Below are 26,613 nucleotides of genomic sequence, written 5' to 3'. Positions count from 1 at the left end.
AATAGCTGACTCCGAAGATGCGATTCACTCGCTCGTCGGTTGTCGGCTTTTTCCACCTTATAGGATTGATTGAAGTTGGACATACATAACTTATGGAGGTGACTTCCGTATGCCATTGAAAACGAACATACCTTTATTGCCACTTCGCGGGATGCTGGTATACCCGTCGATGATTTTACATATTGACGTCGGGAGAGAGCGCTCCGTTTTTGCGATCGAACATGCCATTGCCCAAGATAATCTTATTTTCCTTGTGACGCAACGCGATATTACAATGGAAAATCCAGAGGCAGAAGATATTTATCAAATTGGCACATTGGCCACTGTAAAATCATTGACCCAATTGCCGAATGGTACGCATCGTGTGTTGATTGAAGGAATGGAACGGGCAGCATGGTCGAACTATCGGGAAGCAGATCTATATCCTGTAGTGGACGTGGAAAGTATTCCAGACGTGCAAGTGAAAGATGCAGAGAGTGAAGCGCTAATGCGGACGCTTCTTTCCTATTTTAAGAAATTTGCCAAAATATCTAAACGTGTATCAAAAGAAACCCTTGCGACGTTTGAACAGATTGAAGAACCGGGGCGTTTGGCTGATACGCTCGCTTCCCATATGCCGATCAATATAACTGCGAAGCAGGAAGTTCTTGAAATGCTGGACGTGAAAGAACGGCTTGAGTGGATGATCAGCAAGCTGCATAATGAGCAGGAAGTTATGAACTTGGAGAAAAAGATCAACGAGCGGGTCAGGGAAGCGATGGAACGAACGCAAAAGGAATTTTATTTGCGTGAGCAGATGAAGGCCATCCAAACGGAATTGGGCGATAAGGATGGAAAAGGGCTTGAAATCGCAGAACTGAAGGAGCGAATTGACGGAGCAGCCATGCCGGAAGGTGCAAAAGAAGCAGCATTGCGTGAACTCGATCGCTATGAAAAGCTCCCTTCCGCAGCTGCGGAAAGCGGTGTAATTCGAAACTATATCGAATGGCTTGTGACATTGCCTTGGTCAAACGCATCAAAAGACCAGCTTGACATTAACCGGTCAGAGGAAATTTTGAATCGAGATCATGAAGGCTTGGAAAAAGTGAAGGAACGTATTTTGGAATATTTGGCTGTCCGCCAAATGACGAACTCACTTCGCGGACCGATCCTTTGTCTTGATGGACCTCCGGGTGTCGGGAAGACTTCCTTGGCGCGTTCGATCGCGGAATCACTCGGCAGGAAGTTCGTCCGCATTTCACTTGGCGGAGTCCGCGATGAATCTGAAATCAGGGGACATCGCCGTACGTATGTCGGAGCAATGCCGGGCCGCATCATTCAAGGGATGAAAAAAGCGGGAACGATCAATCCGGTTTTCCTTTTGGATGAAATCGATAAAATGTCGAATGATTTCCGAGGAGATCCTTCGTCTGCAATGCTGGAAGTGTTGGACCCTGAACAGAACAGTACATTCAGCGATCATTACATTGAAGAGCCGTATGACCTATCAAATGTCTTATTCATCGCTACATCCAATGATCTTAGCTCAATTCCGGGACCATTGCGCGACCGGATGGAGATTATCTCAATTGCCGGCTATACCGAGCTTGAGAAACGGTCGATTGCTAAAAATCATTTGATTCCAAAGCAGCTGAAAGAACATGGCCTGACTAAATCTCAGGTGCGTTTTTCTGATGAAGCAATTATGGACATTGTCCGTCATTATACAAGGGAAGCCGGCGTCCGGAATTTGGAGAGGGAGATTGCCCGGGTTTGCCGGAAGGCGGCTAAGATGATCGTCACAGGAGAACGGAAGAGTATTACCGTTAATCCGAAGACAGTCGAATTATTGTTAGGAAAGAAAAAATTTAAGCACGGTAAAGCAGAGGAAGTCAATCAAGTCGGTGTTGCGACAGGTCTTGCCTATACGACAGTCGGTGGAGATACGCTGCAAATCGAGGTTTCATTGTCACCTGGAAAAGGTAGGTTACTACTGACAGGTAAATTGGGCGATGTCATGAAGGAATCAGCTCAGACCGCGATGTCCTATGTCCGGTCAAAAGCCGAGGAATTCAACATTGTCGAGGCATTCCACGAAACGAAAGATATCCATATCCACGTTCCGGAAGGTGCTGTGCCGAAGGATGGACCTTCAGCGGGTATTGCTATTGCTACCGCTTTAGTATCTGCCTTGACGAAGCGTCCTGTCCGGCGGGAAGTCGGGATGACGGGTGAAATCACACTGCGTGGCCGTGTGTTGCCGATTGGCGGAGTGAAAGAGAAGACATTAGGTGCCCATCGCGCTGGATTGACAACCATCATTTTACCGATGGATAATGAACGCGATATAGAAGATATTCCTGAAAGTGTGCGAAAAGAATTGACGTTCAAGCTCGTTTCGGATGCGGAAGAAGTACTCGAAATCGCATTGGAGGCAAAATTGCAATGAAAGTCAATAACGTGGAAATGATAATGAGTGCTGTTAAACCAGAACAATATCCGGATAATGGTTATCCGGAATTTGCATTAGCTGGCCGTTCAAATGTCGGCAAATCGTCATTTATTAATAAAATGATTGGAAGAAAAAGCTTAGCCCGAACATCTTCCAAACCGGGCAAGACCCAAACGTTGAACTTCTATAAAATCGAGGAACAACTATTTTTTGTCGACGTGCCAGGGTATGGCTATGCGAAGGTATCCAAAACTGAACGGGAAGCATGGGGAAAAATGATCGAACGATATTTGACAGGGCGCGAACAATTGCGTGCTGTTATCCAGATTGTTGATTTGCGCCATGCTCCTTCAGAAGATGACCGGCTCATGTATGATTTTATCGTGCATTATAACCTGCCGGCTATCATCATCGCAACGAAGGCCGATAAAATTCCAAAGGGCAAATGGATGAAGCATAAAAAAGTCATCAAAGATTCGTTGAACCTTCGCCCGGAAGACCCGCTCATCGTCTTCTCCTCCGAAAAAGGAATTGGCATGGAAGAAGCGTGGAGGGAAATCGAGAGTAGAATGTAGTAATTAATTTTTCCAACGATGGAAAAGTCCGGACGGGAAAACTGTTCCGGACTTGTTTATTATATAATAATCATTATAAAAACAGCTTATGAACCGTTTGATTTCATAGGTTGTTCACAATTCAAACCGCCATTGCAACTTAAATATGTTATAATAAATACCGTTGAATAAGAACGTGAGAGGTGTGAAGGACCCAATGCATACAATCGTAGTTGGTGTCAATCACCGTACGGCGCCTGTTGAAATACGGGAGAAGGTTTCTTTCGTTGAAGCAGAGCTGCCTGAGGCGATGCGACAATTGCAGCAAGAAAAAAGCATTTTGGAGAATATTATCATTTCGACTTGCAACCGGACGGAAATTTACGCTGTAGCGGATCAGCTGCATACAGGGCGTTATTACGTTAAACGGTTCCTTGCGGATTGGTTCGGTCTCTCCATGGATGAGTTGTCACCACACTTGCTCATTTTCGAAAATGACGGAGCGTATGAACATTTGATGCGTGTGGCGGCAGGCATCGATTCAATGGTGCTCGGAGAGACACAAATTTTAGGCCAAGTCCGCTCCAGCTTTTTATTGGCTCAGGAAATCGGCACGACCGGTACGATCTTCAATGAATTGTTCAAGCAGGCGATTACGCTTGCGAAGCGGGCACATTCGGAAACGGCAATTGGTGAAAATGCGGTTTCCGTTTCTTATGCTGCCGTAGAACTGGGCAAAAAGATTTTCGGTACGTTGAACGATAAGCATATCGTCATCCTGGGCGCAGGCAAAATGGGTGAGCTCGCCATTAAAAACTTGTATGGTAATGGTGTAGGCCAAGTGACTGTCGTCAACCGGACGTTGTCCAAGGCAGAAAACCTTGCTGCACAATTCGGCGGAAGTGCCAAATCGATGCAGGAGCTGCAATGCACTTTGCTCGAAGCTGATATTTTGATCAGCTCGACAGGTGCTACGGATTTTGTCATCGACTTGGAACTTATGCAAATGGTGGAGAAGCTTCGCAAGGGGAAACCTTTATTCATGGTCGACATCGCAGTACCGCGTGACTTGGATCCTCGCATTGGCGAACTTCCAAGCGTCTTCTTATATGACATTGATGATATGCAGGGTATCGTGGAAGCGAACCTGGCCGAGCGTAAGCGTGCTGCTGATGAAATCGGCATCATGATTGAGCAGGAAATCGTCATGTTTAAAGAATGGGTGGCGACACTTGGCGTGGTGCCAATCATTTCGACATTGCGGAATAAAGCGCTCCAAATTCAAGCAGATGCGATGACAAGCATCGAAAATAAAATGCCGAATTTGACTGACCGGGAGAAGAAACTCCTGAACAAACATACAAAATCCATTGTCAATCAATTATTAAAAGAACCGATCCTACAGGCGAAAGAGTTGGCGACCGATCCGGATGCGATGGAAAAGCTGGCCCTATTCCAACAAATTTTCGGCATTGCCGAGAAGGAATCTGCAATCCCAGCCGGAAAGCCGGAACTGAAAGACAGCGTTCAACCGGTGAAAATCGGCAGCGCTCCGGAATTGTCATATTGATCGGAAGAGTCGGATGCACCCTTTGGCTTAAAAAGGGGCTTCCGATTCCGTCCGCTCTTTCACCGTTTGAAAGGCAGAGATTGCATCATGGCTGAAATGACCATGGCCAGGTTCCATGAAGTGGTAGTCATCCTGTACGCGGTGAGCCTCGTATTTTATTTCATTGATTATTTGAATAAAGATACGGTCGCTCACCGCAGTGCGTTTTGGATACTTTCGCTTGTATATGTATTGCAAACCGGTTATTTGATTTTCCATATGATTGAAACGAAACGGTTCCCGATCCTTTCCCTGTTTGAAGGGATCTATTTTTTCTCGTGGCTGCTCATCACGCTGTCCGTCATTCTGCATATCGTTTACAAAGTTGGATTTGCGGTGTTTTTCCTGAATGTCATCGGGTTCATCTTTATGACCATTTATACGTTTGCGCCATTTCAGATCGAGCAGTCTCCGATTGGTGAATCGCTCATTTCTGAATTGCTTTTTATCCATGTGACATTCGCAATTCTTTCGTATGCAGCGTTTGCCATATCCCTCGTATTTGCCATTTTATATTTGCTAGTTTATAAGGTTTTGAAAAAGAAGAAATGGACGAAGCAATTTGCCAGGTTTCCATCTTTGCATCAATCGGCAATTGGTATGAAAGCGGCCATTTTTACGGGGATTCCTTTGTTGCTGATCAGTTTAATTTTAGGCATGCAATGGGCAACTGTGGCGCTTGATCATTGGACATTCTTGGATATCAAGATCATCGGCTCATTCTTTCTCATTTTGCTTTATAGTTTGGTATTATTTTTGCAAAAGAGTGGAAAACTGACAGCGAACGATTTTGCTTGGGCGAACGTCTTCGCTTTTCTTTTCGTCATCATCAATTTTTTCTTAGGCAGTAAACTATCACAATTTCATTTTTGGATTTAGCTTCAGTCAGGAAGACGGATTGGGCTTTCTATGGAAAGGAATGTGTTTCATTGAGAAAAATCATCGTAGGTTCCAGAAGAAGCAAGCTCGCATTGACGCAGACAAACTGGTTTATTGAACAGATGAAAGCAGCGGGGGCGCCCTTTGAATTTGAAGTGAAGGAAATTGTTACGAAAGGCGATCAGATCCTTGACGTCATGCTTTCCAAAGTTGGCGGAAAAGGACTGTTCGTTAAAGAGATCGAGCAAGCCTTGTATAACAAGGAAATCGATTTTGCGGTACATAGTATGAAGGATATGCCGGCGGTTCTACCAGAGGGACTCACAATCGGCTGCATCCCTCCGCGCGAAGATGCACGTGACGCGTATATTTCAAAAGGCCATGTCAAGTTTATGGACCTGCCGACTGGAGCGGTTGTCGGAACGTCAAGCTTGCGCCGAAGCTCCCAGTTGCTGTTAATGCGTCCAGATATCGAAATCAAGTGGATTCGTGGAAATATTGATACGCGCCTGAAAAAAATGCAGGACGGCGAATATGATGCGATCCTATTGGCGGCAGCAGGTTTGAAGCGAATGGGCTGGAACGATGAAGTTGTGACGGAGTACATGGCACTTGAGGATTGCATCCCGGCGGTCGGACAAGGAGCACTTGCGATCGAATGCCGTAGTGACGATGAAGAGCTTCTTTCAGAGCTATCGAAACTGACGGATGATAAAACGTGGAAAGAAGTAGAGGCTGAGCGTACATTCCTAAGTGAAATGGATGGTTCCTGCCAAGTGCCGATTGCCGGTTTTGCAAAACTGGATGGCAATGAAGTGAAGTTGACTGGATTTATCGCATCTCCAGACGCGAAGCAGATCTTCAAAGAGTCGATCAGCGGCGAGGATGCTGTAGAAGTAGGAAAAGCGGTAGCTGCCAAATTGAAAGAAGAAGGGGCCGCTGCAGTCATTGAGAAAGTGAAGGCGGAAATGAATGACTGACGGTAAACCGCTTGCTGGAGAAACCGTCATCTTCACCGGAACAAAGAAATCACCCGAAGTTTTTGATGTGGTGGAGCGGTATGGAGGACATCCTATAGCGGCGCCGCTCATTCGGGTGGAAGAAATTGTAGAGGCAACAGATGAAAGCCGGATGCGGGAGTGCAATCAATTTGATTGGCTCATTTTCACAAGTCAATCAGCTGTCCGGGCGTTCCATGCAAAAATGGAACGTTTTCATTTATCGGCTGACCAGTTTACCCTCAATATTGCTGCAGTCGGGACCCAGACCGCGGCTGCACTGGAACGGTTAGGTTTTACAGTCGGTTTCATTCCTACCGTCTTTAGTGCGGACACGTTTGTCCAGCAATTTCGCCCCTCGGGAGACAGGAAAATGAAAGTTCTGTTTCTTCGGGGGTCTTTGGCAGGTTCCTTGATACGCGAAGAGCTGCCTTTTGCAGTAGAGGAATGGACGGTCTATCGTACAGAGAGTGCTATTGAATCGGTTGAGACCATTATCAGGTTGATACAAACGGGTACATCCGTCTCTGTTTTATTCGCAAGTCCTTCTGCTGTCCATGTGTTTGCAGAAAATGTAGCGACAGCTGTCGGATGGGAAGGTTTTACGATCGGTGCAATTGGACATGTGACGGAGCAGGCACTTCTGGATGAAGGAGCCCCTGTCCATGCCACTCCCGAAATTTATACATTAATGGAACTCGTCAACGCTTTGGCGAGACGAAAGGATGAGCAAAGATGACCAACTTACAATTCAGAAGAAACCGCCGGCTGCGTAACTCGGCGGGACTCCGTTCAATGGTGCGAGAAACAAGCTTGAAAAAAGAAGATTTCATTTATCCAATTTTCGTAGCGGAAGGGGAAGGCATTAAAAAGGCGATTTCCTCTATGCCTGGCGTTTACCAGTTTTCATTGGATCAGCTAGCTGCGGAAGTCGATGAAGTTGTCTCTCTAGGCATCCCATCAATCATCCTATTTGGTATCCCAGCTGAAAAAGATGCAGTCGGATCCGGTGCGTATCATGATCATGGAATCGTCCAGAAAGCGACTCGCTTCGTTAAAGAACGCCATCCTGAATTGATTGTCGTTGCGGATACTTGCTTATGCGAATATACAGACCATGGGCATTGCGGTGTCATTGAAGGTGAGCGAGTACTAAACGATCCTTCATTGGATCTTCTAGCGAAGACAGCGGTAAGCCAAGCTAAGGCTGGAGCCGATATTATCGCACCATCGAACATGATGGACGGGTTTGTTGCCGCAATCCGCAAAGGCTTGGACGAAGCAGGCTTCGAAGATATTCCGATCATGTCCTATGCAGTGAAATATGCTTCCGCTTACTACGGCCCATTCCGGGATGCGGCGGAATCCGCACCTCAATTCGGGGACCGCAAGACGTATCAAATGGATTATGCGAACCGGATGGAAGCATTGCGAGAAGCGGAGTCGGACGTGATGGAAGGCGCAGACTTCCTTATTGTGAAGCCGGCGCTGTCCTATATGGATATTATTCGCGATGTGAAAAACAATGTCCTCTTGCCGGTTGTTGCTTACAATGTGAGCGGTGAGTACGCAATGGTGAAAGCAGCGGCACAAAACGGCTGGATTGACGAGAAGCAAATCGTTCTTGAAACATTGACAAGTATGAAGCGTGCTGGCGCGGATATTATCATGACATACCATGCCAAAGACGCGGCGCGCTGGTTGGAGGAGAATTGAGTGAGCAGACAATATGAGAAATCCAGAGAGGCATTTGCCGAAGCGGTCAACTTATTGCCAGGCGGGGTAAACTCGCCGGTACGTGCATTCAAGTCAGTCAATATGGACCCGATTTTCATGGAAAGCGGGAAAGGTGCCATCATTAAAGATATCGATGGCAACGAATATATCGACTATGTCCTTTCATGGGGCCCGCTTATTCTAGGGCATACCGATCCAGATGTAGTCGAAGGAATCAAGCGAGTTGCGGAAACTGGGACAAGCTTCGGTGCTCCGACATTGCTTGAGAATGAACTTGCGAAAATTGTGATCGACCGAGTGCCGTCCATTGAAATGGTCCGCATGGTCTCATCCGGTACGGAAGCTACAATGAGTGCGTTGCGATTGGCGCGCGGTTACACAGGCCGGAACAAAATCTTGAAATTTGAAGGTTGCTACCACGGCCATGGGGATTCCTTGCTCATTAAAGCAGGTTCTGGTGTCGCGACACTTGGTTTGCCGGATAGCCCGGGTGTTCCAGAAGGCATCGCGAAAAATACAATTACCGTTGCTTACAATGATTTGGAAAGTGTAAAAGCGGTCTTTGAACAATTCGGGGATGATCTGGCTGGTGTCATCGTGGAACCGGTAGCCGGCAATATGGGGGTTGTTCCACCGCAGCCTGGCTTCTTGGAAGGTTTACGTGAATTAACCGAGAAAAATGGCACGGTGTTGATTTTTGATGAAGTCATGACAGGCTTCCGCGTCGGTTACAACTGTGCGCAAGGCTATTTTGGCATCACGCCAGATTTGACTTGCCTAGGAAAAGTAATCGGAGGCGGGCTTCCAGTCGGCGCATATGGCGGTAAACGGGAAATCATGGAACACATTGCACCAGCAGGAACGGTTTATCAAGCCGGTACATTATCCGGAAATCCACTGGCCATGACAGCTGGTATTGAGACTTTGAAAAAGTTGACGCCTGCGTCATATGAGCATTTTATGAAACTGGGCGATCAATTGGAAGCAGGTTTCCGTGAAGCGGCAACGAAATACAATATCCCGCACACAGTCAACCGTGCAGGTTCGATGATCGGATTCTTCTTCACAAACGAAGACGTTATCAATTACGACAAGGCGAAAACGTCCGATTTGAATCTCTTCGCAGAGTATTTCCGTTTGATGGCCGAAGAAGGAATCTTCTTGCCGCCATCCCAATTCGAAGGTATGTTCCTATCTACAGCACATACGGAAGAGCATATTGAGCAAACGGTGAAGGCGTTCCATACTGTGTTTGAGAAGTTATCAAAATGACAATAAAATTTTTGCGCTATGATTCGGTTATTTACGAATCATAGTGTTTTTTTATTGAATTCCTGCCTAAGCAGTCTACTCCAAGGCTTCCATGCATATGATGGCAAATGAGAAGAAGCAAGGGAGGGAATTCGTTGAGGAATTTACAATGGAAGATGGAAGAATCGTTTTATTTCCCGGGACATATCGGCGTTCCTCAAGATGCCCAGTCGGTGAAAGTGAAGGCCGGTTTTACTGAAAAGAGAACGGATGACGCTGTGAGGTTGACGGGCATCTACCATATCGCTGCGAAAATCAATTTTCTAGAGGGGGATTGTAGGGAAGGTCTTCCCGACGCGGCAGTATTTATTGATGATGTCGAACTGGAAGGCATGCAAGGGTACTTTGAATATGCGGTGCCGTTGAACATCGATTTACCGCCTGAGGTTGGCCATCCGATGCACGTCCATGCGAAGGATGTTAAGACAACCGTCGATGAAGAAGGGGTTCTTCAAATCACTTGGGATGTGGATTGTGTATACGGAGAAGACAGTAATAAAATGGCGGAGGGTAAGGAAAAGGAACCCGAAGCAGAGGTAAATGAGGTCGCAAAGAAGGAGCCGGATGTTGCAGATGAACAGAAGGAAAAAGCGGCTGTACAAAAGGAAGAAGCTGTTGTTCATGCGGAGACAAAAACCGAAGAACAAGCAGTATCCAAGCAAATTAGTCAAGCTGAAGTGAGCGAAGGAAAAGTTGAGGCAGACGCAACAAAGCAGAATGAAAAGCCGAGTGAGACGGCTGCAGCGGCGGCTGTAAAGAAGGAAGATGCAGTTGAAGAGGCAACGACGCCGTTAGCAGAAACTAAACCAATTGTTGAAGAAACGGTAGAGGCAATGGCTGCAGAGCCGGAAGAGAAGGTGGCAGTTGCAGTTACGGCAAAAGCCCCACGTCAAGAAGAACAGACTGCTCTCGAAGCGCACGTCGCAACGTATGACAGCAGTTCGTTCACAGGGGGAGACGACATGCTATCATACATCGCGAGTCTTCAAGATGAATGGACCACAACGACCTTCCGTTCAAATGATGTTTTTGTATAACAGAAATGCGATTCCGCATAACAGACAGAGTAATAGAAAGTCGCCGGTTGTCGGTACGACTAATACACGGATCAATTGAAAGCTGCATATCGGTATAATAATGCCCTTGCAATAAAAACGTGTTTTTCGCAGCCATGGTGGCAATAAATAAGGATTATACCCTCTTCTCATCACAATCTTCCTTTCGTAAGTGGTTGACGTTTCCTATTCCATTCCGGTACAATAGTGTCAATTGCATATTGATGCGTGGAACGGGATAGTACACATGACGGTTCATTTTAGAGAGGGCTCGCCTGGTGAAAGAGCTTATGAATGGTTTTGTCGAATGTCACCCGGGAGCAGTTTCCGTGAACATTGAAGTAGCGGAAGCCGGTTAGAAGCCGTTACAAGATGTTGAGGTGCAGACGCTAGTTTGCACGAATAAAGGTGGTACCGCGAATATAACTCCTTCGTCCTTTTTGGCGATAGGGGTTTTTTTATTTTCCGGAAAACCTTTCCGCATCTTTTCCGCTCATATGCATCCTGTAGAGTAATGGTTGAATTGAAGGAGGAATTGGTATGACAACTGAAAATAGTACAATGCCAACGAAGTACGATCCGCAGTCGATTGAATCGGGTCGATACGAATGGTGGCTTGAGGGCAAGTATTTTGAAGCACAGCCGGAGAGTGGGAAAGAACCATATACGATCGTAATCCCACCACCAAACGTAACAGGTAAATTGCATTTGGGTCACGCATGGGATACGACGTTGCAAGATATTCTGATCCGTATGAAACGGATGCAGGGCTACGACGCGCTATGGCTGCCAGGCATGGATCATGCAGGGATTGCGACACAAGCGAAAGTAGAAGAGAAACTTCGTGCTGATGGCAAAACAAGATATGACTTAGGCAGGGAAAAATTCCTTGAAGAAACATGGAAATGGAAAGAGGAATATGCCAGCCACATCCGTGCGCAATGGTCAAAGCTTGGTCTAGCACTCGATTATTCCCGTGAACGTTTTACGCTTGATGAAGGTCTGTCTCGCGCAGTTCGTGAAGTCTTTGTCAAGTTGTATGAAAAAGGACTTATCTATCGCGGCGAATATATTATCAACTGGGATCCAGCAACCAAAACAGCCATCTCTGATATTGAAGTAATCCATAAGGATGTACAGGGTGCATTCTATCATATGCGCTACCCACTAGCGGACGGAACCGGAAGCATCGAAATAGCGACGACACGTCCTGAAACAATGCTTGGGGATACGGCGGTTGCGGTTCATCCGGAAGATGAGCGTTACAAGCATTTGATCGGAAAAACGGTCAAATTGCCGATCGTCGGACGTGAAATTCCGATTGTTGCTGATGATTATGTTGACATGGAATTCGGAAGCGGTGCGGTAAAAATTACGCCTGCTCATGACCCGAACGACTTTGAAATCGGGAACCGTCACAACTTGCCTCGCGTACTCGTCATGAACGAAGACGGTTCGATGAATAAGCTGGCTGGTAAATACGAAGGCATGGATCGTTTTGAATGCCGCAAACAGATCGTTAAGGATTTGCAGGATATGGGTGTCCTCTTCAAAATTGAGGAACATTTACATGCAGTCGGCCATTCAGAGCGGAGCGGCGCTGTAGTAGAACCGTATTTATCCACACAATGGTTCGTTAAAATGGGACCTCTCGCGAAAGAAGCGATCGATCTTCAGCATGGGGAAGGCAAAGTCAATTTTGTACCGGAACGTTTTGAAAAAACGTATTTGAACTGGATGGAAAACCTGCATGACTGGTGTATCTCTCGCCAGCTTTGGTGGGGCCACCGGATTCCGGCTTGGTATCATAAAGAAACAGGCGAAGTGTATGTAGGACATGAAGAACCTACTGATATCGAAAACTGGAACCAGGACAATGATGTTCTGGACACTTGGTTCTCCTCTGCCTTATGGCCGTTCTCTACAATGGGCTGGCCAGATGCGGAAAACGAAGAATTCAAGCGCTACTACCCAACTGATACGCTCGTCACGGGCTATGACATCATTTATTTCTGGGTATCCCGAATGATTTTCCAAGGGATCGAATTCACGGGACAGCGTCCATTCAAAGACGTCCTTATTCATGGTCTAGTGCGTGCAGAAGATGGACGGAAAATGTCCAAGTCGCTTGGCAATGGCGTAGATCCGATGGATGTCATTGATCAGTACGGGGCAGACGCATTGCGCTACTTCCTGGCAACGGGTTCATCCCCAGGCCAAGACCTTCGTTTCTCGACGGAGAAAGTCGAAGCGATCTGGAACTTTGCGAATAAAATCTGGAATGCATCCCGTTTTGCTTTGATGAACATGGATGGCATGACATATGAAGAAATCGATTTGTCCGGTGAAAAATCTGTAGCAGATGCTTGGATTTTGACACGCTTGAACGAAACGATCGAGCAAGTGACGAAACTCGCTGACAAGTATGAGTTCGGTGAAGTCGGTCGTGCCCTTTACAATTTCATCTGGGACGATTTCTGCGACTGGTACATCGAGATGGCGAAACTGCCATTATACGGAGACGATGAAGCAGCGAAGAAGATGACACGCTCGGTGCTCGCCTATGTGCTCGATAACACGATGCGTCTATTGCATCCACTTATGCCGTTCATTACAGAAGAGATCTGGCAAAATCTCCCGCATGAAGGCGAATCAATCACAACAGCTGCTTGGCCGGTTGTTGATACGTCTTTGACGGATACAGACAAAGCGTCAGCAATGAAACTGCTCGTCGATCTGATCCATGCGGTGCGTAATATCCGTGCGGAAGTAAACACGCCAATGAGCAAGAAAGTTTCCTTGTACATCGCAGCTAAAGATCAGGCGATTGTAGACGTGCTGGAAGCGAACCGGAATTACATCGAACGTTTCTGCAACCCGGAAACGCTTGAAATCGGTATTGGCATTTCAGCGCCAGGCAAATCGATGTCCGCTGTCATTACAGGAGCGGAACTGTTCTTGCCGCTGGAAGGCTTGATCAATGTCGAGGAAGAAATTGCGCGTCTGACGAAGGAATTGGCGAAGTGGGACAGCGAAGTGAAGCGCGTCCAAGGCAAGCTTTCCAATGAGCGATTCATTTCCAAAGCTCCGGAAGCGGTAGTTGCGGAAGAACGCGAGAAAGAAAAAGATTACTTAGAGAAGAAGGCAGCTGTCGAGCGCCGGATTGAAGAATTGAAAGAAATGTAATAATAGCTGGCGGACTTCTATTAAGAAGAGACCGCCAGCTTTTTTGTTGTATTGAGGGTGTTCTTTTTTATGTGGAGTCCAAATTACTTTGATAAAAGCGCGTGGTAATTGGTATACTGTGGAAAACGAAATTTAAGGGAGAAAGGCTATAAGTGATAAGAAGATGATTGAATAATACAGGGGGGATTCATCTGGCTTATGTAATGATATTCTTTTCTCTAGTGATCTCAACAGTTGGGTCAGTTGTGATCCTAAAAAAGACGAACCATAAATTATGGAGTATGGCATCCGCTGTATTTGTAAATATGATCATCTTACTTTCAACCATGTTCATTCTATACAGTTTGAATGAAGAGGCGCGTATTTTTGGCGTCGATTATTCAGGTTCTCTTACTTTGATCATTGCTATTCCGATTATTTCGTGGGTGAATTTTGTAATACTTCAATTTGTGAATAGAAACCGCTCGCAGGTTGATTAGCACACTACATTCAAGAAGAACATATAAAAAAACGCACAGGCGTATCTGTGCGTGTAATTTAATGACCGAGCCTGTTAAACTTTCATGTCTGCTTATCCCTTCTCGAAAACCCATATATGGATATCAAAAAACCGAGGACTACGAGAATATAAGGAATTCCATACAAAAAGAATTTCCCATCCAATAGGAAAATACCACCGACCATAGTTAGATGCAAACCGAGAATCATTGTCTTCAATCCCGATTTCGAATGCCGCAGCGCCTGAATTGCTTTAATAGAGGCATAGACAACAAGAGGGATGACAATAAAGATCATCATAAAGATGGTCACAACAGGGCTCAACCGATTACCTCACCTTCCAATTTTCTTTTCACATATTTCATCAACTCCGCAGCAGGAGAGATATCGTGTGTCACATATAACGATCTGGCTCCGACCGGATCTTCCAGTTCGTTCAGCAACCAGCGGCCATCAGGCAACAGGAGAAAGTCGATGCCGATATAGTCGCTTTTTAAAGCCTTCGCGATTGTTTGCACTTCCTTTTCCTGCGATGCGGAAAGAGCGTATCGTTCCACGGAGCCACCTAATGTGTAGTTTGATTTGAACGAATCCTGTCCCATGCGTTTTACGGCACCTAGCACTTCATTCCCAAGCATGAACACCCGGATATCCGTGCTGTTGGATTCAACAAAAGGCTGTGAAATGATGTGCCGGCCGGCAAACTTATTGAAAAAGACCTCTGTCTCTTCTTTTGATTGACAAAGAGATACCTCATGGCCTCCATGGCCATCTCGAGTTTTCAAGACGATCGGGAAGGCGGAAAGATCATTGGCCGAGCCGACTTTTTTTGTAGGAACTGCAGGAATACCAAGCAATGCCGCAAGTTCATAAGTCTTGAATTTATCATTGGCGATCCGGTTCACTTCCGACCGGTTGAACAGCCGGAATCCTGCTGCTTCCCATTTTGCAGAAAGCTCGGGATTTCGATCGCGGAACATAATAAAATCGGTCTCTTCGTCAGGATGTTCTTCATCAACAAGGAGAGTCAATTCCATATCTAATTGCTCGGCTGAATGAATCAAATCATCAATAAATCCTTTATTTCGTACTGCCTCCGCGGATGAATAAAACAGGCAGCCTTTCATGACAGCTTCCCTACAATATATTCGATCATCTTATCTGCAACATTGATTCCCGTGACATTATATATATTGCGGATATGTGCGGCAGCGTTCACTTCACAGACGAGCGGCTGTCCGTTTCCGCCAAATAACAAATCGACGCCGGCAAACTCGGCTCCGACCGCCTCGGCAGCTTGCAATGCAATCGACTTTTGCTCCTCGGAGAGCTCGATGACGCTTGCCACACCGCCGTTTGTAATATTCGCTCGGAAATCGGTTTCAGAAGAACGATACATGGCGGCGACGATTTCACCGCCGACAATATTGACCCTGATATCACGCCCCCGGCTCGAGGCAATGAACTGTTGGAATACATAATCGATCCCTCTCAATTCATCGACTTTCGCATAAAAATCTTCTTCTGTTTCAATCAAATATACTTTCATCCCGAACGAGCCATGTCCCTCTTTCATAATGAGCGGCAGGCCAAATTGTTCGAGCACCTTTTCATAATATCCGGAGTTCTGTATGGTGAAATTCGGATACACTTTTGGTGCAATAATCGTTTTGGGCATCGGGATGCCTGCCTTAGCCAGTTTAATATATTGTTTTGCCTTGTTGTCACACGTTTCGATGACATCTGGATCATTGAAGACGGGAATGCCGTTCTGCTTCAAATAGGACGCGAGCAGAATATCTTTATCGAGGAAAACGACAAAATCTGGTCGATCTTTTGGTGGAGCTGAGAGATCGATCAGTACCTCATAGTTCTTTTTCATAGTCGCCTGAATGCCTGCCCGTTCTGCCGCTTCTGCGACGAGTACTGCCTGATCTAGGAATTTATCGCTAGTTAAACTGCCATTGTAAATCACCCAACAACTTCTCATTTAGGACCCCTCCGGCCATGATATACTTACCCTATGCTGATTTTAACACACGGAGGGATTCAATTGATTCCAAAATTGGATGAATATAAAGAGCGATGGGACATTAGTAGCGATAGTGAGATAAAACCAGGCCTGGATCATGTGAAAGAGGCATTGCGGCGTGTCGGAAATCCGGAAAAAGGATTGAACATTATCCATGTGGCGGGGACAAATGGGAAAGGCTCCACCGTTGCCTTCATGGAAGTTGTTCTTAAGGAGCACGGCTTTCGGACAGGCGTATTCTCTTCTCCTGCACTTGTCGATCTGCATGACCAAATCAGATTAGATGGTCTGCCGGTCAGCAGAACGGAGCTGGATGCAGCGTTTCGCTGTATAAAGGAAAATGGCATTAGCGGCTTACTAACAGATTTTGAGTTGCTGACAGTTGCTGCATTCTTGGTGTTTCAACGAAATGCACCAGATTATGTCTTGCTGGAATGCGGAATGGGCGGGGAGCTGGACAGCACAAATGTGGTGACGCCGCTCGTATCAGTCATTACGTCGATCGCACTGGATCATGAGGGGTTCCTCGGAACGACACTTACCGAAATTGCGGGCCATAAAGCGGGGATCATTAAAGGGGGGGTTCCTATCGTAACGGGAAGTTTGCCGGATGAAGCAGAAACTGTGATCAGGCAGAGAGCTGAGGGACTGGATAGCCCTTGGAATTGCTTCGGAGTTGACTTTACAGTGGAGACTGGGGAAACGGAACGGTTCGTGGGCTCTGCTTCATTCGAATGGCAAACGAGGAGGATGAAAGGTCCACACCAGGCAAGGAATGCGGCGATTGCACTCGAAGCATTGTTGCAGGCGGGAATTAAACTGGATCGGTCATCCGTCGCAACCGCCATTTCCAAAGCACAGCTTCCGTTCCGGTTTCAGGAAATTAGCGAGGGGGTATTTCTGGATGGTGCGCATAATCCGGCTGCAGCTAAAGCACTGGCTGATACGATCCAGACAGAGTTCCCTGGAGAAAAAGTGGATTTTGTAATTGGAATGCTGCAAACGAAAGACATTCAAAAGACTCTCGATGAGCTGATTCCAGTGGCGGAGTCTTTTACGTTTATCTCCTTTCCGCATCCACAAGCCGCTTCGGCTGAACAACTTATGGAAAGTTGTCGGTATAGTACAAAAAGGGTGACAAAATTGGAAACTGATTCTATAATACTAACAAGAGGAAATACTAGGAAGAAAATAGTTGCAGGGTCACTGTATCTTATCACTAGTCTTTTGGACTATTATGAGTTAAAATGAGGATGGAAGTTCATTTTGTGTAATGAATTGGGAATCATGTAAAATAAATTAAAGGCCCGTGCAACTAGGTAAGGAGGAAATGAGAAATGTCCCAGAAGAGAGATCATATACTTATTTATTTCTTTTGTTGGCTGCTCATTGTTCCTTCTGGACTCTATTTGGCATGGGCAAATTTTTCTCCGCAGTCATTCGATTGGCTCCGGCTCATTCTTTACACGGTCATGGCATTATTGACATCTTCTTTCATTGTGAAATTTAATGGTAAACCTATTTCATTAACGATGTGGGTGACGATGGCCGTATTTCTGGAGTATGGGCTATTCGTTGAAATGTTCATCAGCCAGCTGGCGCTTTTCGCTACATTGACCGTGCAAAAAAGTTCATTGCCGTTCATAAAGAGGTATTTCATTAATTCATCGATGGTCATGATCACTTCGGCTGTTGCGGCTTTCGGATTCTATTTTATCGGCGGTGATATCGGTACGAGTCATTTTGGAATCGCCCTCGTCAGCCTCGCTGTCTACCGCCTATTTTATACGGTTGCCAATTTATCGATACTTAAAATCTATTTCAAGTATAGCAGGAGTTCTTCTGTTTTTACGTTACGTGATATTGCCTTTGAATATGGAAGCGTCGTTCTTCTGCTTCCAATTTCCTTAACGCTGTACTTCTTACTTGAGGTCATTGGGGAAAGTGCATTTGCTTTAATTGGCATCCCGTATCTGGCGACGGTTACCATTATCCGTCAATATAGTAAATCGGAGCGTGTGAACAGTGACTTGAAAAGGGCGGGTGAGATTGGGAACGAATTGGCCGGCATATCAAATGTTCAGCAAGTTCGGGATCAATTCATCCAAAAAGTAAGTGTCCTGTTTCAGTCGGATCATGTGTATTTGTTCAAAAGTCATGGACAATGGCTGGAGCAAGTGAGGGTTTTGGAAGACGACCGTTTTATAGATAACGGATTTGAATCATTCCAAATTGGCCAGGGAATCGCTGGAAGTGTGCTCTCCAAAACTGAGCCTGTCATATACCGGCGAAGATCCGAGTGGGAAGATATCGCACTACACTTCGCACCGCTGGATTTGGAAAGTATTTTATGTGTACCGATTTCCCACCAGGATGAAGTGGAATTCATACTACTGCTCGGTTCAAGAAGAAGGAAGGCATTCAAGGAATATCAGCTGAAAATTTTAGATTTGCTAGGCTCTTACTTCATCGTGTCGCTAGACAAAGCGAGATATATGCAGGAAGCGCTGGCGAAGAGTGAAAAATGCGCATTGACGAAGCTCTATAACTATAAATATCTGGAAGATAAGTTGTCCGGCGACATGGACAAGCTTGACAGAGGGGATCTTAGGTCACTCTCCCTTGTCATGGTGGACATCGACCATTTTAAACAAGTCAATGACACGTATGGGCATCAAAGTGGAAATGATATACTTGCGAGTTTTGCGCAGCTGTTAGAGCAGGTAAAACCGGAAGGCGCGACTGTCGGCAGGTACGGGGGCGAAGAGTTTTTAGTCTTGCTTCCAAATAAACAGAAGGATGAGGCTTATCTTTTTGCAGAAGCATTACGGCAGCAAATCAAAGCCACGCCATTTGCGATCAGTCCTGATTTAATTGAGGATAAACGGCAAGTGGATGTATTCATTACTTCAAGTATTGGCGTCTCTGCGGCGCCTGATGACGCGGACGAAGCGATGACTCTGTTGCGCAATGCGGACCGGGCTCTGTACATTGGCGCGAAGCAGGCTGGCCGGGACCGGGTGGCACAATATGTGAGATGACGAAAGGAGGATGGGAATGCAATATTCTGCGATGCAAAAGAGAGTCATATTAACGTTGTGGTTGTTGCTTTTCCCGTCTGTATTGTATGTCAGCATCCATTACTTCCCGCTTGAAAAGTTAAATTGGTTCGATATTGGGTTTAATTTAGTTGTGTATGCGCTCATTATGATGCTGCCGGTTCGTTTGAACAGTGTTTCGTTGAGTTTAGACCGGTGGGTATTATTTTATGTGTTTTTCCACTACGGATTAGCAGTTGAATTTCTTTTTATCCAGTTCGGTGTCTTTCTTCTCTTATTTTCGGACCGTTCCTCAACATCTAAAATAATGAGATTCGCGGGTAACTCGGTCATTTTTGCCATCGTTTCACTCACAAGTGCGGCAGTATATTACGCAGTAGGCGGAACGGTGGGCGAACCATCTGTCGGCAGGCTGGCGTTGTTCGGATTTTTGTATGCGTCGACGTATTCCGTCATGAATAACTTACTGCTACTGGCTTATTTTAAATTTGTAAAGTATAAGGCAATCGATTTTTGGGATTCGGCAATGAAGGACTATGTCATTACAATACTACTTCTTCCTTTCGCCATTACATTATGTTTCTTGACAGAACTTTTGGATAATAAATCATTTTTGTTGATCGGCATTCCTTTCATTCTGGTGTTGCTGATTACAAGGCGCTATGTGCAATCGGAAGGGTTGCATGACGTATTAACCTCCGCCACAGCGATCGGCCACCAACTGGCTAAAAATCTGCGGGTGGAGGATGTGATGGACACATTTATCAGTAAGCTCAAAACGGTTATCCCCTATGAGAATGCGTATATTATTGATTTAAGACAAGATAAGCTGGTCATGCTGCGGGTAGTGGAAGATGGTCAAATTGTGGAGAAAGCGGAGCAGTTCACTTGTCCAGAATGGCTCATTGCAGGGAACGGACTGGACACAGAGGCGACTTGCGTTTATTCGAATCGAAAAATGATGAGCAAATTGGAACAGTATCATTTTGCACCGGTCATTCAATCTGTTATGACCACCCCGATACTTCGAGGATCGAAGACAGAAGGCTTTTTAATTCTCACCGCAAGCAGCCGTTACATCTTCACGGAGCTGCATACTAAAATGATAGGTGTGCTGGCCGGATACTTGATAGCTTCTATCGACAAAGCTAAGTATTTTGAGAAGACAGTGGAAAAGAGTGAACGATGCGGCTTGACCGGACTTCATAATTTCAGATACTTAGAACGGAAGATGGACGAGGAGATGATTCGCTATCACACGAAAGACATCAGCCAGTTGTCCGTCATCATTTTGGATATTGACCATTTCAAATCAATTAATGATTCCTATGGCCATCAAAGTGGAAATGATCTACTTTGCGCGTTTGCAGAACTGCTCAAAAGCCATGTGACGGAAGGCGCGACTCTCACACGTTATGGAGGCGAGGAATTTGTCGTGCTACTGCCGGATGTCGATAAGCAACAGGCCTACAAAATTGCAGAATCGATTCGCATGGAAGTCATGGCTACGAACTTCCGAATCATTCCGGATCTTACGGCAGACAGGCTAGCAATCCAAGTCCAAATGACAATCAGCGCAGGTGTCGCCTCCATCCCGAACGATGCGAACGACGCAAAAGACCTATTGCGCAAGGCCGACCGTGCCCTTTACATCGGCGGAAAGCAGGCCGGCCGGAACCGCGTCGGCGTCTACGAAGAAAATCAGTTCAATACCGTTGTATAAACGGGACCGGGGAACCGGTCTTTTTTTTATAACTTTTTTACTAGCATTCGAGAAAAGTTGATTAGTTTTGATAAGTTTTGTATGCTGTAAGTAACAAGATTGATAGGAATGTAAACAAACTGTAATCTTACGTAGCAGCCAACAAAAAAAGAGTAATAGAGAAACCAAAGGGAGGCCATATCCATGAAGCGTTTACGGGTACACAACAATGAACGGGGCTTGACGCTAGTGGAAATTCTGGCCTCCCTTGTTATTTTAGGCATCGTCTTCGTTGGATTTATGACGGTTTTTCCGCAGATGACGAATTTTAATGAGAAAACGGGTAGCAAGCTGGAGACGATGAATTTGGCTCGGAGTAAGTTGGATGAAATAAAAGATATGGGAATTCCTACTAAATGTAAGGGGATTAAAGATAAATGTGTAATCCCAGATAGTATAGAAGGATATCAACTATCTATTGAATATACAATGGACCCTGATTTAAAAAAAGAAGGCGAGGCAGCTGGTCAAGTCGCCTTATATCAAGTGCATATCAAATTTTTTAGACCTGGGCACGAAGAGAATCCGGTAAGTGAAACATTTGGTTATGTACGGGAATGACCGTGATGCGGAAGGGGTGAAAGGTGTGTTGAAAAAACAGGATGGAATGACGTTAGTAGAGCTGCTGGCAACACTACTTTTATCGTCCGTTATTATCTTGCTCATCTGGACCACCATAGCCATTAGTATGAAATATAATGTGACCGAAACTAAGAAACTGCAAATGCAGCAAGAAGCAAACTATATAATTACTGATATTCAGAGAATACATAGAAATGCTGTATGTTACAAAATAGAACAAGTAAATGGTACATGGATGAGTATCGATTGTTTAAGTGATAAAAGAATTTCTATATATACTAATCCTAACTTCAATATTAATTTAGCGGGACCTAGTGGACCAATTTATACAAAAGATAAGCAATCAAAAGATGAAAATGGAACTTATTATCCATCATACATATTGACAGTGACTATAACTGATTCTGATAAAAAGAACCTCAATATTGAAATCCAAACCACGATATCACGATTTGATGAACGTGCAGAGTAGGGGTGAGTTTAATGAGAACAAAGCAGAATGAAAATGGCTATGCATTATTAATAGTTCTCTTTTTAATAGTATTTATTATGGCATTGACAGCCGTTTTTATTCGAGGGTCATTAAGTAATGCAAAACAAGAAAAAATAGTTGACGAACAACAATTGTCTGTTATAGCTGCAGAAATGGGGGTTGAATATTTTAGTTCTAAATATGAAAATGCTTTTATAAGAAATAGACAGGAAATTTGGGATTTTTACTATACAAAATTTATCAATGAAAGTAAAAATAAATCACAGGGAGAAATCAATGCTATTGCTCGGGACAATAGAAGACTGGCTGCAAAAGAAATTGCAAATTCACTAAAAGGACTTGTTGATAAGCCGCAAGATAATGATAGTTTTAAAAATTTACAATTAGAAAGAGAACCTTATGTTGAGAATGATTTTTTCATTAACATACGAGGGAAGGTTAGTAGTAATAAAGCAGTTCCCAAAACACTTTCTATGAAACTGGTTTTTATCGTTCCTGATTTTTTGGAAATACCATCATCAAATAATGATAATAATTCTGGACTTCTGAGCAGCTGGAGAGAGTTTGAAAGGGATTCCCAAATTCCTTTCATTAAAGAACCAAGCAAATCTTGTGGTAAGAAAGTGGATAGTGGGGATGTTTGCAAAACTAACAGTCTAAAAGATCTTAACAAGGTAAATGGTGCTACTGTCTACGTACCGCAAAATATTGATGAAGGTAATTCTGGGAATATGGGGAAAATAACTTATTCCAAAGTGTATGTTCAAGGAAATATTTTAGGGGATAGCAATTTTAAAAAGATCGACCATGTTGAGCTTTATATTAATGGTGGAGTCAAGCTAAAGAATGTAAACGGTCAAGGTATAAATAATTCAATTGTTAAGACTCAAGGAAATTTTGAAGCTGATCATTTTGAAACCTCCCAAAGTGAATACTGGATAAGGGGTAATTTCAATTATAATAAATCTCTACAATTTACAAAGTCATTTATGGCTATAAAAGGGAACTTGGTCGGACAAGGTAGTAGAGGGGAAATATCGGGTTCTACAATAATTGTTAAAGGCGATTTGGTGATTCCTTCCGGCGCCAAATTGAACAACGGATCGAAATTATGTGTGGGAGATAATATTAATTTAAGTAATTTAGAGGGCGACTCATCTAATCATGTATATTATGTTAGTGGAAAATCTAAAGGGAAAGCTTCTGGCAGTATAAACTTGCATTCAATAGATGAAAACGAATTTAATAAGAATCCAGAAGTATTATACAGCAAATGCACAGGCCAAAAAAGTTCCCAATTAGGGGACTGGGAGAGACCAATTTTAGACGTGAATTATGATTGAATTACAAGGTGGGATTAATAATTGAATATCTTAATAAAAAATAAGAGGTTATCCATTATAGTCACAATTATAGTTCTCATTATTGTATTTAGTTCAATAATTGGAGCCGGCATAACAAGTGCAACTTCGTTTTTTAATAAGCATTATCCGCCGCATACCATTATAGGTAACTATGATATTTCAGGTTTGACAACAAGTGAAGCGAAAGCCCAGTTGGCAAGTGATGTTACAGCACTTCACGATGAAATGGAGCTGTCAATCGTCTATTTAGACGAAACTGCTCAAGTGCCAAAGGAAATCGTAGCCTTTAATGTAGAGAAATCTGTAGTAGAAGCGCAGCCTGGGGAGGAAAACCCCTTGTACTCGATTGTCTCAGCAGATGGATTAGAGACTGTTTTGGAGCAACAATTCGGATCTATTTCATTTTCGAAAGAATCAATTGAAATAATTGCAGAGGGAATTGCGGAAGAAATGCAGAGTGCCATTTTTCCGCATGTCGTGTACATAACGGATTATATGACAAAGGCTGACCGGAAGCAGACGATTGTGGCGTCGGCTAGTTATTCGATAGATCATCTTTCTCCTGTACTCGTTGAAGCGATACGGAGCCTGGATGGGGTGGAGATTAAAGGGCATCAAGTTTTTGATTTGATGGATGAGCTTGGGGAAGCAGCGGTTGCCCCGTTATCTGACGAAGAGCTGACGATTCTTGCATCGACCTTGTATCAAGCGGTTTTGCAAACGAATTTTGCGATTGAGGAACGGGCCATTAGTTCGTCGCTACCTCCTTCCATTGAAGTTGGATTTGAAGCGGCTGTGAATCGCCGGCTAGGTATCGGATTTTCGTTTCGGAATCCCAATAAAGCAGATTTTGTTTTGCGTACGGAAGTGAACGCAAATGAACTGCGATTTTCAATCGAAGGGTTGCCGTTTGTTTACCAGTACGAATCTTATGTCGAACGGGTGGATACCTACAAGCCGCGGATCATTAAGCAATTCAGTGCTTTTATCCAAACAGGTCAGGTTGTTGAGAAGGAAACAGGTACGGATGGACTCGAGGCAATTGTTCAGAGAGCGCTGAAACAAGAAGGTGTTTTAGTGGAGATGGAACCGGTGTCAAAGGATTTTTATGCTCCGGTTCCTCGTGTTGAATTGCATCCTCTCGTATATGAGAAAGAGGCTGCGAGTAAACCAGATACAACGGACTCCGAGACAGTAACAGTGCCAGGTGGCAATGAAGTGACTTCTGATTCACCTTCGACACCAACACAAACGGAAGGTAGTCAGGAAGAAGTGACTTCAGGGCAAACAAGCACCGAAACTCCTTCCACTGGGTCGGATGGACAACAGTCGGAGAGTCAGGAAGGCATCATTTATGACAAAGGCGGCATGCCGGTCAACAAGTGATCGAGAGGAGACGAAGTATGGCGACAACTCGAAAACGGCTAGGGGACTTACTTGTGGAATCCGGCCTGATTACAGAAGAACAGCTACAGACAGCGTTAGCGGAGAAGCCCCGTGATCAGAAATTAGGGGATTCATTACTGCAGCGCGGCTATATTACCGAGCAGCAATTAATAGAAGTTTTGGAGTTTCAATTAGGGATCCCGCACATCAACTTGTTCCGGTACCCGTTCGATCCTAAGCTGTTTAATATCGTCCCGAAAGAGTTTTCCAAACGGAATTTAATCGTTCCATTAAAGGCGGAAGGGGACAAGCTGTTTGTGGCAATGGCTGATCCAATGGATTACTTGTCTATAGATGACTTGCGCCTTTCCACGGGATTCCATATTGAACCGGCAATCGCATCGAAAGACGATATTTTGCGTACAATCACCAAATATTACGAGGATGATTTGCTAGAGGATTTTTTAATTGATCAGCCTGAGGATACGCGTGATCAGCAGGATGAATTGACCGACCTAGACTCTCCGATTGTACGGCTTGTGAATCAATTGCTATCTTCTGCGATCACCCAAAAGGCGAGCGATATCCATATCGATCCGCAGGAACATCAAGTGGCGATCCGTTTCCGAATTGATGGGTTGCTTCATACGGAGCGCTATTTGCCAAAGCATATGCAAGCGATGCTCACAGCGCGGATTAAAATCATGTCCCGGCTCGATATTACGGAACAACGGGTTCCGCAGGATGGACGGATTAAGGTAAATATCGACTTCCGGCCGATCGATTTGCGTGTGTCGACACTTCCTACTGTATTTGGGGAAAAGATTGTTATGCGTATATTGGATTTAAGCAGCTCCTTAAATGATTTATCTAAACTGGGATTCAGCGAAACAAATTTGAAACGTTTTTTACAACAAATTGAGCGACCGAATGGCATTGTCTTGATTTCTGGTCCGACGGGCTCGGGGAAATCATCCACTTTATATGCGGCACTCAATCGTTTAAATCAAGAAGAAGTAAATCTTATTACGGTGGAAGACCCCGTGGAGTATCAGCTTGAAGGAATCAACCAAATTCAGGTGAATCCGCAGGTCGGACTGACTTTCGCAGCCGGACTTCGGTCGATCCTCAGGCAAGATCCCGATATTGTCATGGTCGGTGAAATTCGGGACCGTGAGACAGTGGAAATTGCTATTCGTGCATCACTCACGGGGCATCTTGTTCTTAGCACCATTCATACGAACGATTCGATTGCGTCGGTGACACGGCTGCTCGATATGGGCGTCGAACCTTTCCTCGTTACGTCGTCTGTCAATGCGATTGTTGCTCAGCGGCTCATTCGTCGTGTTTGCCGGGATTGCGGAGCGCCGATGCCTGTATCCAATCGGGAAAAGGAGATTTTCGCAAAACGCGGTAAGTCTATTGAAACGATTGTACGGGGTCCTGGCTGTGCGTCCTGCAATATGACTGGATACCGTGGCCGGATTGCCATTCATGAAGTGCTTGTCCTGACAGATGAAATGCGCGAAGTAATTAATAACGGCGGAACACCATCCAAGCTTCGTGAAATCGCTATTCAAAGCGGCACTGTATTCTTAATTGACGATGGCCTGGATAAAGTACAGCAAGGCATCACGACGACTGAAGAAGTATTGCGTGTCGCTTTGATTGAATAGG

Annotated in this window: 22 protein-coding genes and 1 other annotated feature; of the genes, 18 read left to right on the top strand and 4 right to left on the bottom strand. The window is 44.9% G+C overall.

Features of this window, described 5'->3' with window-relative positions:
- Positions 1-109 precede the first annotated feature (109 nt).
- The 9 genes from lon to L7D49_RS15250 all read left to right on the top strand — a co-directional run bounded on the left by lon (position 110) and on the right by L7D49_RS15250 (position 10,556).
- Positions 110-2,428 (top strand): endopeptidase La, encoded by a 2,319-nt coding sequence (gene lon / locus L7D49_RS15290; RefSeq protein ID WP_238082350.1) that lies wholly within the window; start codon positions 110-112, stop codon positions 2,426-2,428.
- Positions 2,425-3,006 (top strand): ribosome biogenesis GTP-binding protein YihA/YsxC, encoded by a 582-nt coding sequence (yihA, locus tag L7D49_RS15285; protein WP_238082348.1) that lies wholly within the window; start codon positions 2,425-2,427, stop codon positions 3,004-3,006. Before lon ends, yihA begins: the two co-directional genes overlap by 4 nt.
- Before the next feature lie 196 nt (positions 3,007-3,202).
- The gene (hemA, locus tag L7D49_RS15280) at positions 3,203-4,555 is read left to right on the top strand and encodes a glutamyl-tRNA reductase (RefSeq protein ID WP_238082346.1); all 1,353 of its coding nucleotides are present in this window, start codon (positions 3,203-3,205) and stop codon (positions 4,553-4,555) included.
- A gap of 87 nt (positions 4,556-4,642) precedes the next feature.
- Entirely contained in the window at positions 4,643-5,473 is an 831-nt protein-coding gene (ccsA, locus tag L7D49_RS15275; protein WP_238082345.1) for a cytochrome c biogenesis protein CcsA, read from the top strand.
- Between the two features lie 50 nt (positions 5,474-5,523).
- Positions 5,524-6,453 carry a hydroxymethylbilane synthase gene (gene hemC / locus L7D49_RS15270; protein ID WP_238082343.1) on the top strand — a complete coding sequence of 310 codons (930 nt, stop codon included), beginning with the start codon at positions 5,524-5,526 and terminating at the stop codon, positions 6,451-6,453.
- Entirely contained in the window at positions 6,446-7,210 is a 765-nt protein-coding gene (locus L7D49_RS15265) for a uroporphyrinogen-III synthase (RefSeq protein ID WP_238082341.1), read from the top strand. Before hemC ends, L7D49_RS15265 begins: the two co-directional genes overlap by 8 nt.
- A complete protein-coding gene (gene hemB, locus L7D49_RS15260) occupies positions 7,207-8,187 on the top strand; it encodes a porphobilinogen synthase (protein ID WP_238082339.1) in 981 nt (326 codons plus the stop codon). Before L7D49_RS15265 ends, hemB begins: the two co-directional genes overlap by 4 nt.
- Positions 8,188-9,480: a glutamate-1-semialdehyde 2,1-aminomutase gene (hemL, locus tag L7D49_RS15255; RefSeq protein ID WP_238082337.1), complete on the top strand. Its 1,293-nt coding sequence runs from the start codon at positions 8,188-8,190 to the stop codon at positions 9,478-9,480.
- A 134-nt stretch (positions 9,481-9,614) separates the two neighbouring features.
- The gene (locus L7D49_RS15250) at positions 9,615-10,556 is read left to right on the top strand and encodes a hypothetical protein (protein ID WP_238082335.1); all 942 of its coding nucleotides are present in this window, start codon (positions 9,615-9,617) and stop codon (positions 10,554-10,556) included.
- Here the strand turns inward: L7D49_RS15250 and L7D49_RS15245 are convergent.
- Positions 10,536-10,727: a hypothetical protein gene (locus tag L7D49_RS15245; protein WP_238082333.1), complete on the bottom strand. Its 192-nt coding sequence runs from the start codon at positions 10,725-10,727 to the stop codon at positions 10,536-10,538. The genes L7D49_RS15250 and L7D49_RS15245 overlap by 21 nt on opposite strands.
- 67 nt (positions 10,728-10,794) lie before the next feature.
- Positions 10,795-11,016: a binding site (T-box leader), on the top strand.
- 98 nt (positions 11,017-11,114) lie between these two features.
- Between L7D49_RS15245 and L7D49_RS15240 the strand changes: the two genes are divergently transcribed.
- The gene (locus L7D49_RS15240) at positions 11,115-13,760 is read left to right on the top strand and encodes a valine--tRNA ligase (protein WP_238082331.1); all 2,646 of its coding nucleotides are present in this window, start codon (positions 11,115-11,117) and stop codon (positions 13,758-13,760) included.
- 561 nt (positions 13,761-14,321) lie between these two features.
- Here L7D49_RS15240 and L7D49_RS15235 read toward each other — a convergent pair.
- The 3 genes from L7D49_RS15235 to L7D49_RS15225 are packed head-to-tail and all read right to left on the bottom strand — an operon-like array spanning position 14,322 to position 16,248.
- Positions 14,322-14,582 carry a hypothetical protein gene (locus L7D49_RS15235; protein ID WP_238082329.1) on the bottom strand — a complete coding sequence of 87 codons (261 nt, stop codon included), beginning with the start codon at positions 14,580-14,582 and terminating at the stop codon, positions 14,322-14,324.
- A complete protein-coding gene (locus L7D49_RS15230; RefSeq protein WP_238082327.1) occupies positions 14,579-15,385 on the bottom strand; it encodes an ATP-grasp domain-containing protein in 807 nt (268 codons plus the stop codon). Before L7D49_RS15230 ends, L7D49_RS15235 begins: the two co-directional genes overlap by 4 nt.
- Positions 15,382-16,248 carry an ATP-grasp domain-containing protein gene (locus L7D49_RS15225; protein WP_238082325.1) on the bottom strand — a complete coding sequence of 289 codons (867 nt, stop codon included), beginning with the start codon at positions 16,246-16,248 and terminating at the stop codon, positions 15,382-15,384. Before L7D49_RS15225 ends, L7D49_RS15230 begins: the two co-directional genes overlap by 4 nt.
- A gap of 63 nt (positions 16,249-16,311) precedes the next feature.
- Between L7D49_RS15225 and L7D49_RS15220 the strand changes: the two genes are divergently transcribed.
- The 8 genes from L7D49_RS15220 (at position 16,312) to L7D49_RS15185 (ending at position 26,612) form a co-directional block, all read left to right on the top strand.
- On the top strand, positions 16,312-17,541 hold the full coding sequence (locus L7D49_RS15220) for a bifunctional folylpolyglutamate synthase/dihydrofolate synthase (protein ID WP_238082323.1): 1,230 nt from the start codon (positions 16,312-16,314) through the stop codon (positions 17,539-17,541).
- 86 nt (positions 17,542-17,627) lie between these two features.
- Positions 17,628-19,331, top strand: coding sequence for a GGDEF domain-containing protein (locus L7D49_RS15215; RefSeq protein WP_238082321.1), 1,704 nt, complete (start codon positions 17,628-17,630; stop codon positions 19,329-19,331).
- A 16-nt stretch (positions 19,332-19,347) separates the two neighbouring features.
- Entirely contained in the window at positions 19,348-21,072 is a 1,725-nt protein-coding gene (locus L7D49_RS15210) for a sensor domain-containing diguanylate cyclase (protein ID WP_238082319.1), read from the top strand.
- A gap of 183 nt (positions 21,073-21,255) precedes the next feature.
- Complete coding sequence (locus tag L7D49_RS15205) at positions 21,256-21,672, top strand: type IV pilus modification PilV family protein (protein WP_238082317.1); 417 nt, start codon at positions 21,256-21,258, stop codon at positions 21,670-21,672.
- Positions 21,644-22,165, top strand: a complete 522-nt coding sequence (locus L7D49_RS15200; RefSeq protein ID WP_238082315.1) for a prepilin-type N-terminal cleavage/methylation domain-containing protein — start codon at positions 21,644-21,646, stop codon at positions 22,163-22,165. The genes L7D49_RS15205 and L7D49_RS15200 overlap by 29 nt, the downstream gene beginning before the upstream one ends.
- Before the next feature lie 11 nt (positions 22,166-22,176).
- Positions 22,177-23,529 carry a hypothetical protein gene (locus tag L7D49_RS15195; RefSeq protein ID WP_238082313.1) on the top strand — a complete coding sequence of 451 codons (1,353 nt, stop codon included), beginning with the start codon at positions 22,177-22,179 and terminating at the stop codon, positions 23,527-23,529.
- Between the two features lie 21 nt (positions 23,530-23,550).
- Positions 23,551-24,936: a VanW family protein gene (locus L7D49_RS15190; protein WP_238082312.1), complete on the top strand. Its 1,386-nt coding sequence runs from the start codon at positions 23,551-23,553 to the stop codon at positions 24,934-24,936.
- A 17-nt stretch (positions 24,937-24,953) separates the two neighbouring features.
- The gene (locus L7D49_RS15185; RefSeq protein ID WP_238082310.1) at positions 24,954-26,612 is read left to right on the top strand and encodes a GspE/PulE family protein; all 1,659 of its coding nucleotides are present in this window, start codon (positions 24,954-24,956) and stop codon (positions 26,610-26,612) included.
- The last annotated feature ends 1 nt before the right edge of the window (position 26,613 follow it).

This window comes from Sporosarcina cyprini (genome assembly GCF_022048975.1).
Taxonomy (GTDB): Bacteria; Bacillota; Bacilli; order Bacillales_A; family Planococcaceae; genus Sporosarcina; species Sporosarcina cyprini.
The sequence above is the reverse complement of the archived record's forward strand: the minus strand, read 5'-3'. Positions and strand labels throughout refer to the sequence as shown.

Coding starts and splice junctions, on each gene's coding strand:
- L7D49_RS15265 (WP_238082341.1), top strand. CDS start 6,446: ATGACTGACGGTAAACCGCTTGCTGGAGAAACCGTCATCTTCACCGGA.
- L7D49_RS15205 (WP_238082317.1), top strand. CDS start 21,256: ATGAAGCGTTTACGGGTACACAACAATGAACGGGGCTTGACGCTAGTG.
- L7D49_RS15195 (WP_238082313.1), top strand. CDS start 22,177: ATGAGAACAAAGCAGAATGAAAATGGCTATGCATTATTAATAGTTCTC.
- hemA (WP_238082346.1), top strand. CDS start 3,203: ATGCATACAATCGTAGTTGGTGTCAATCACCGTACGGCGCCTGTTGAA.
- L7D49_RS15245 (WP_238082333.1), bottom strand. CDS start 10,727: ATGAGAAGAGGGTATAATCCTTATTTATTGCCACCATGGCTGCGAAAA.
- L7D49_RS15225 (WP_238082325.1), bottom strand. CDS start 16,248: ATGAGAAGTTGTTGGGTGATTTACAATGGCAGTTTAACTAGCGATAAA.
- L7D49_RS15185 (WP_238082310.1), top strand. CDS start 24,954: ATGGCGACAACTCGAAAACGGCTAGGGGACTTACTTGTGGAATCCGGC.
- lon (WP_238082350.1), top strand. CDS start 110: ATGCCATTGAAAACGAACATACCTTTATTGCCACTTCGCGGGATGCTG.
- yihA (WP_238082348.1), top strand. CDS start 2,425: ATGAAAGTCAATAACGTGGAAATGATAATGAGTGCTGTTAAACCAGAA.
- hemB (WP_238082339.1), top strand. CDS start 7,207: ATGACCAACTTACAATTCAGAAGAAACCGCCGGCTGCGTAACTCGGCG.
- L7D49_RS15230 (WP_238082327.1), bottom strand. CDS start 15,385: ATGAAAGGCTGCCTGTTTTATTCATCCGCGGAGGCAGTACGAAATAAA.
- ccsA (WP_238082345.1), top strand. CDS start 4,643: ATGGCTGAAATGACCATGGCCAGGTTCCATGAAGTGGTAGTCATCCTG.
- L7D49_RS15210 (WP_238082319.1), top strand. CDS start 19,348: ATGCAATATTCTGCGATGCAAAAGAGAGTCATATTAACGTTGTGGTTG.
- L7D49_RS15215 (WP_238082321.1), top strand. CDS start 17,628: ATGTCCCAGAAGAGAGATCATATACTTATTTATTTCTTTTGTTGGCTG.
- L7D49_RS15240 (WP_238082331.1), top strand. CDS start 11,115: ATGACAACTGAAAATAGTACAATGCCAACGAAGTACGATCCGCAGTCG.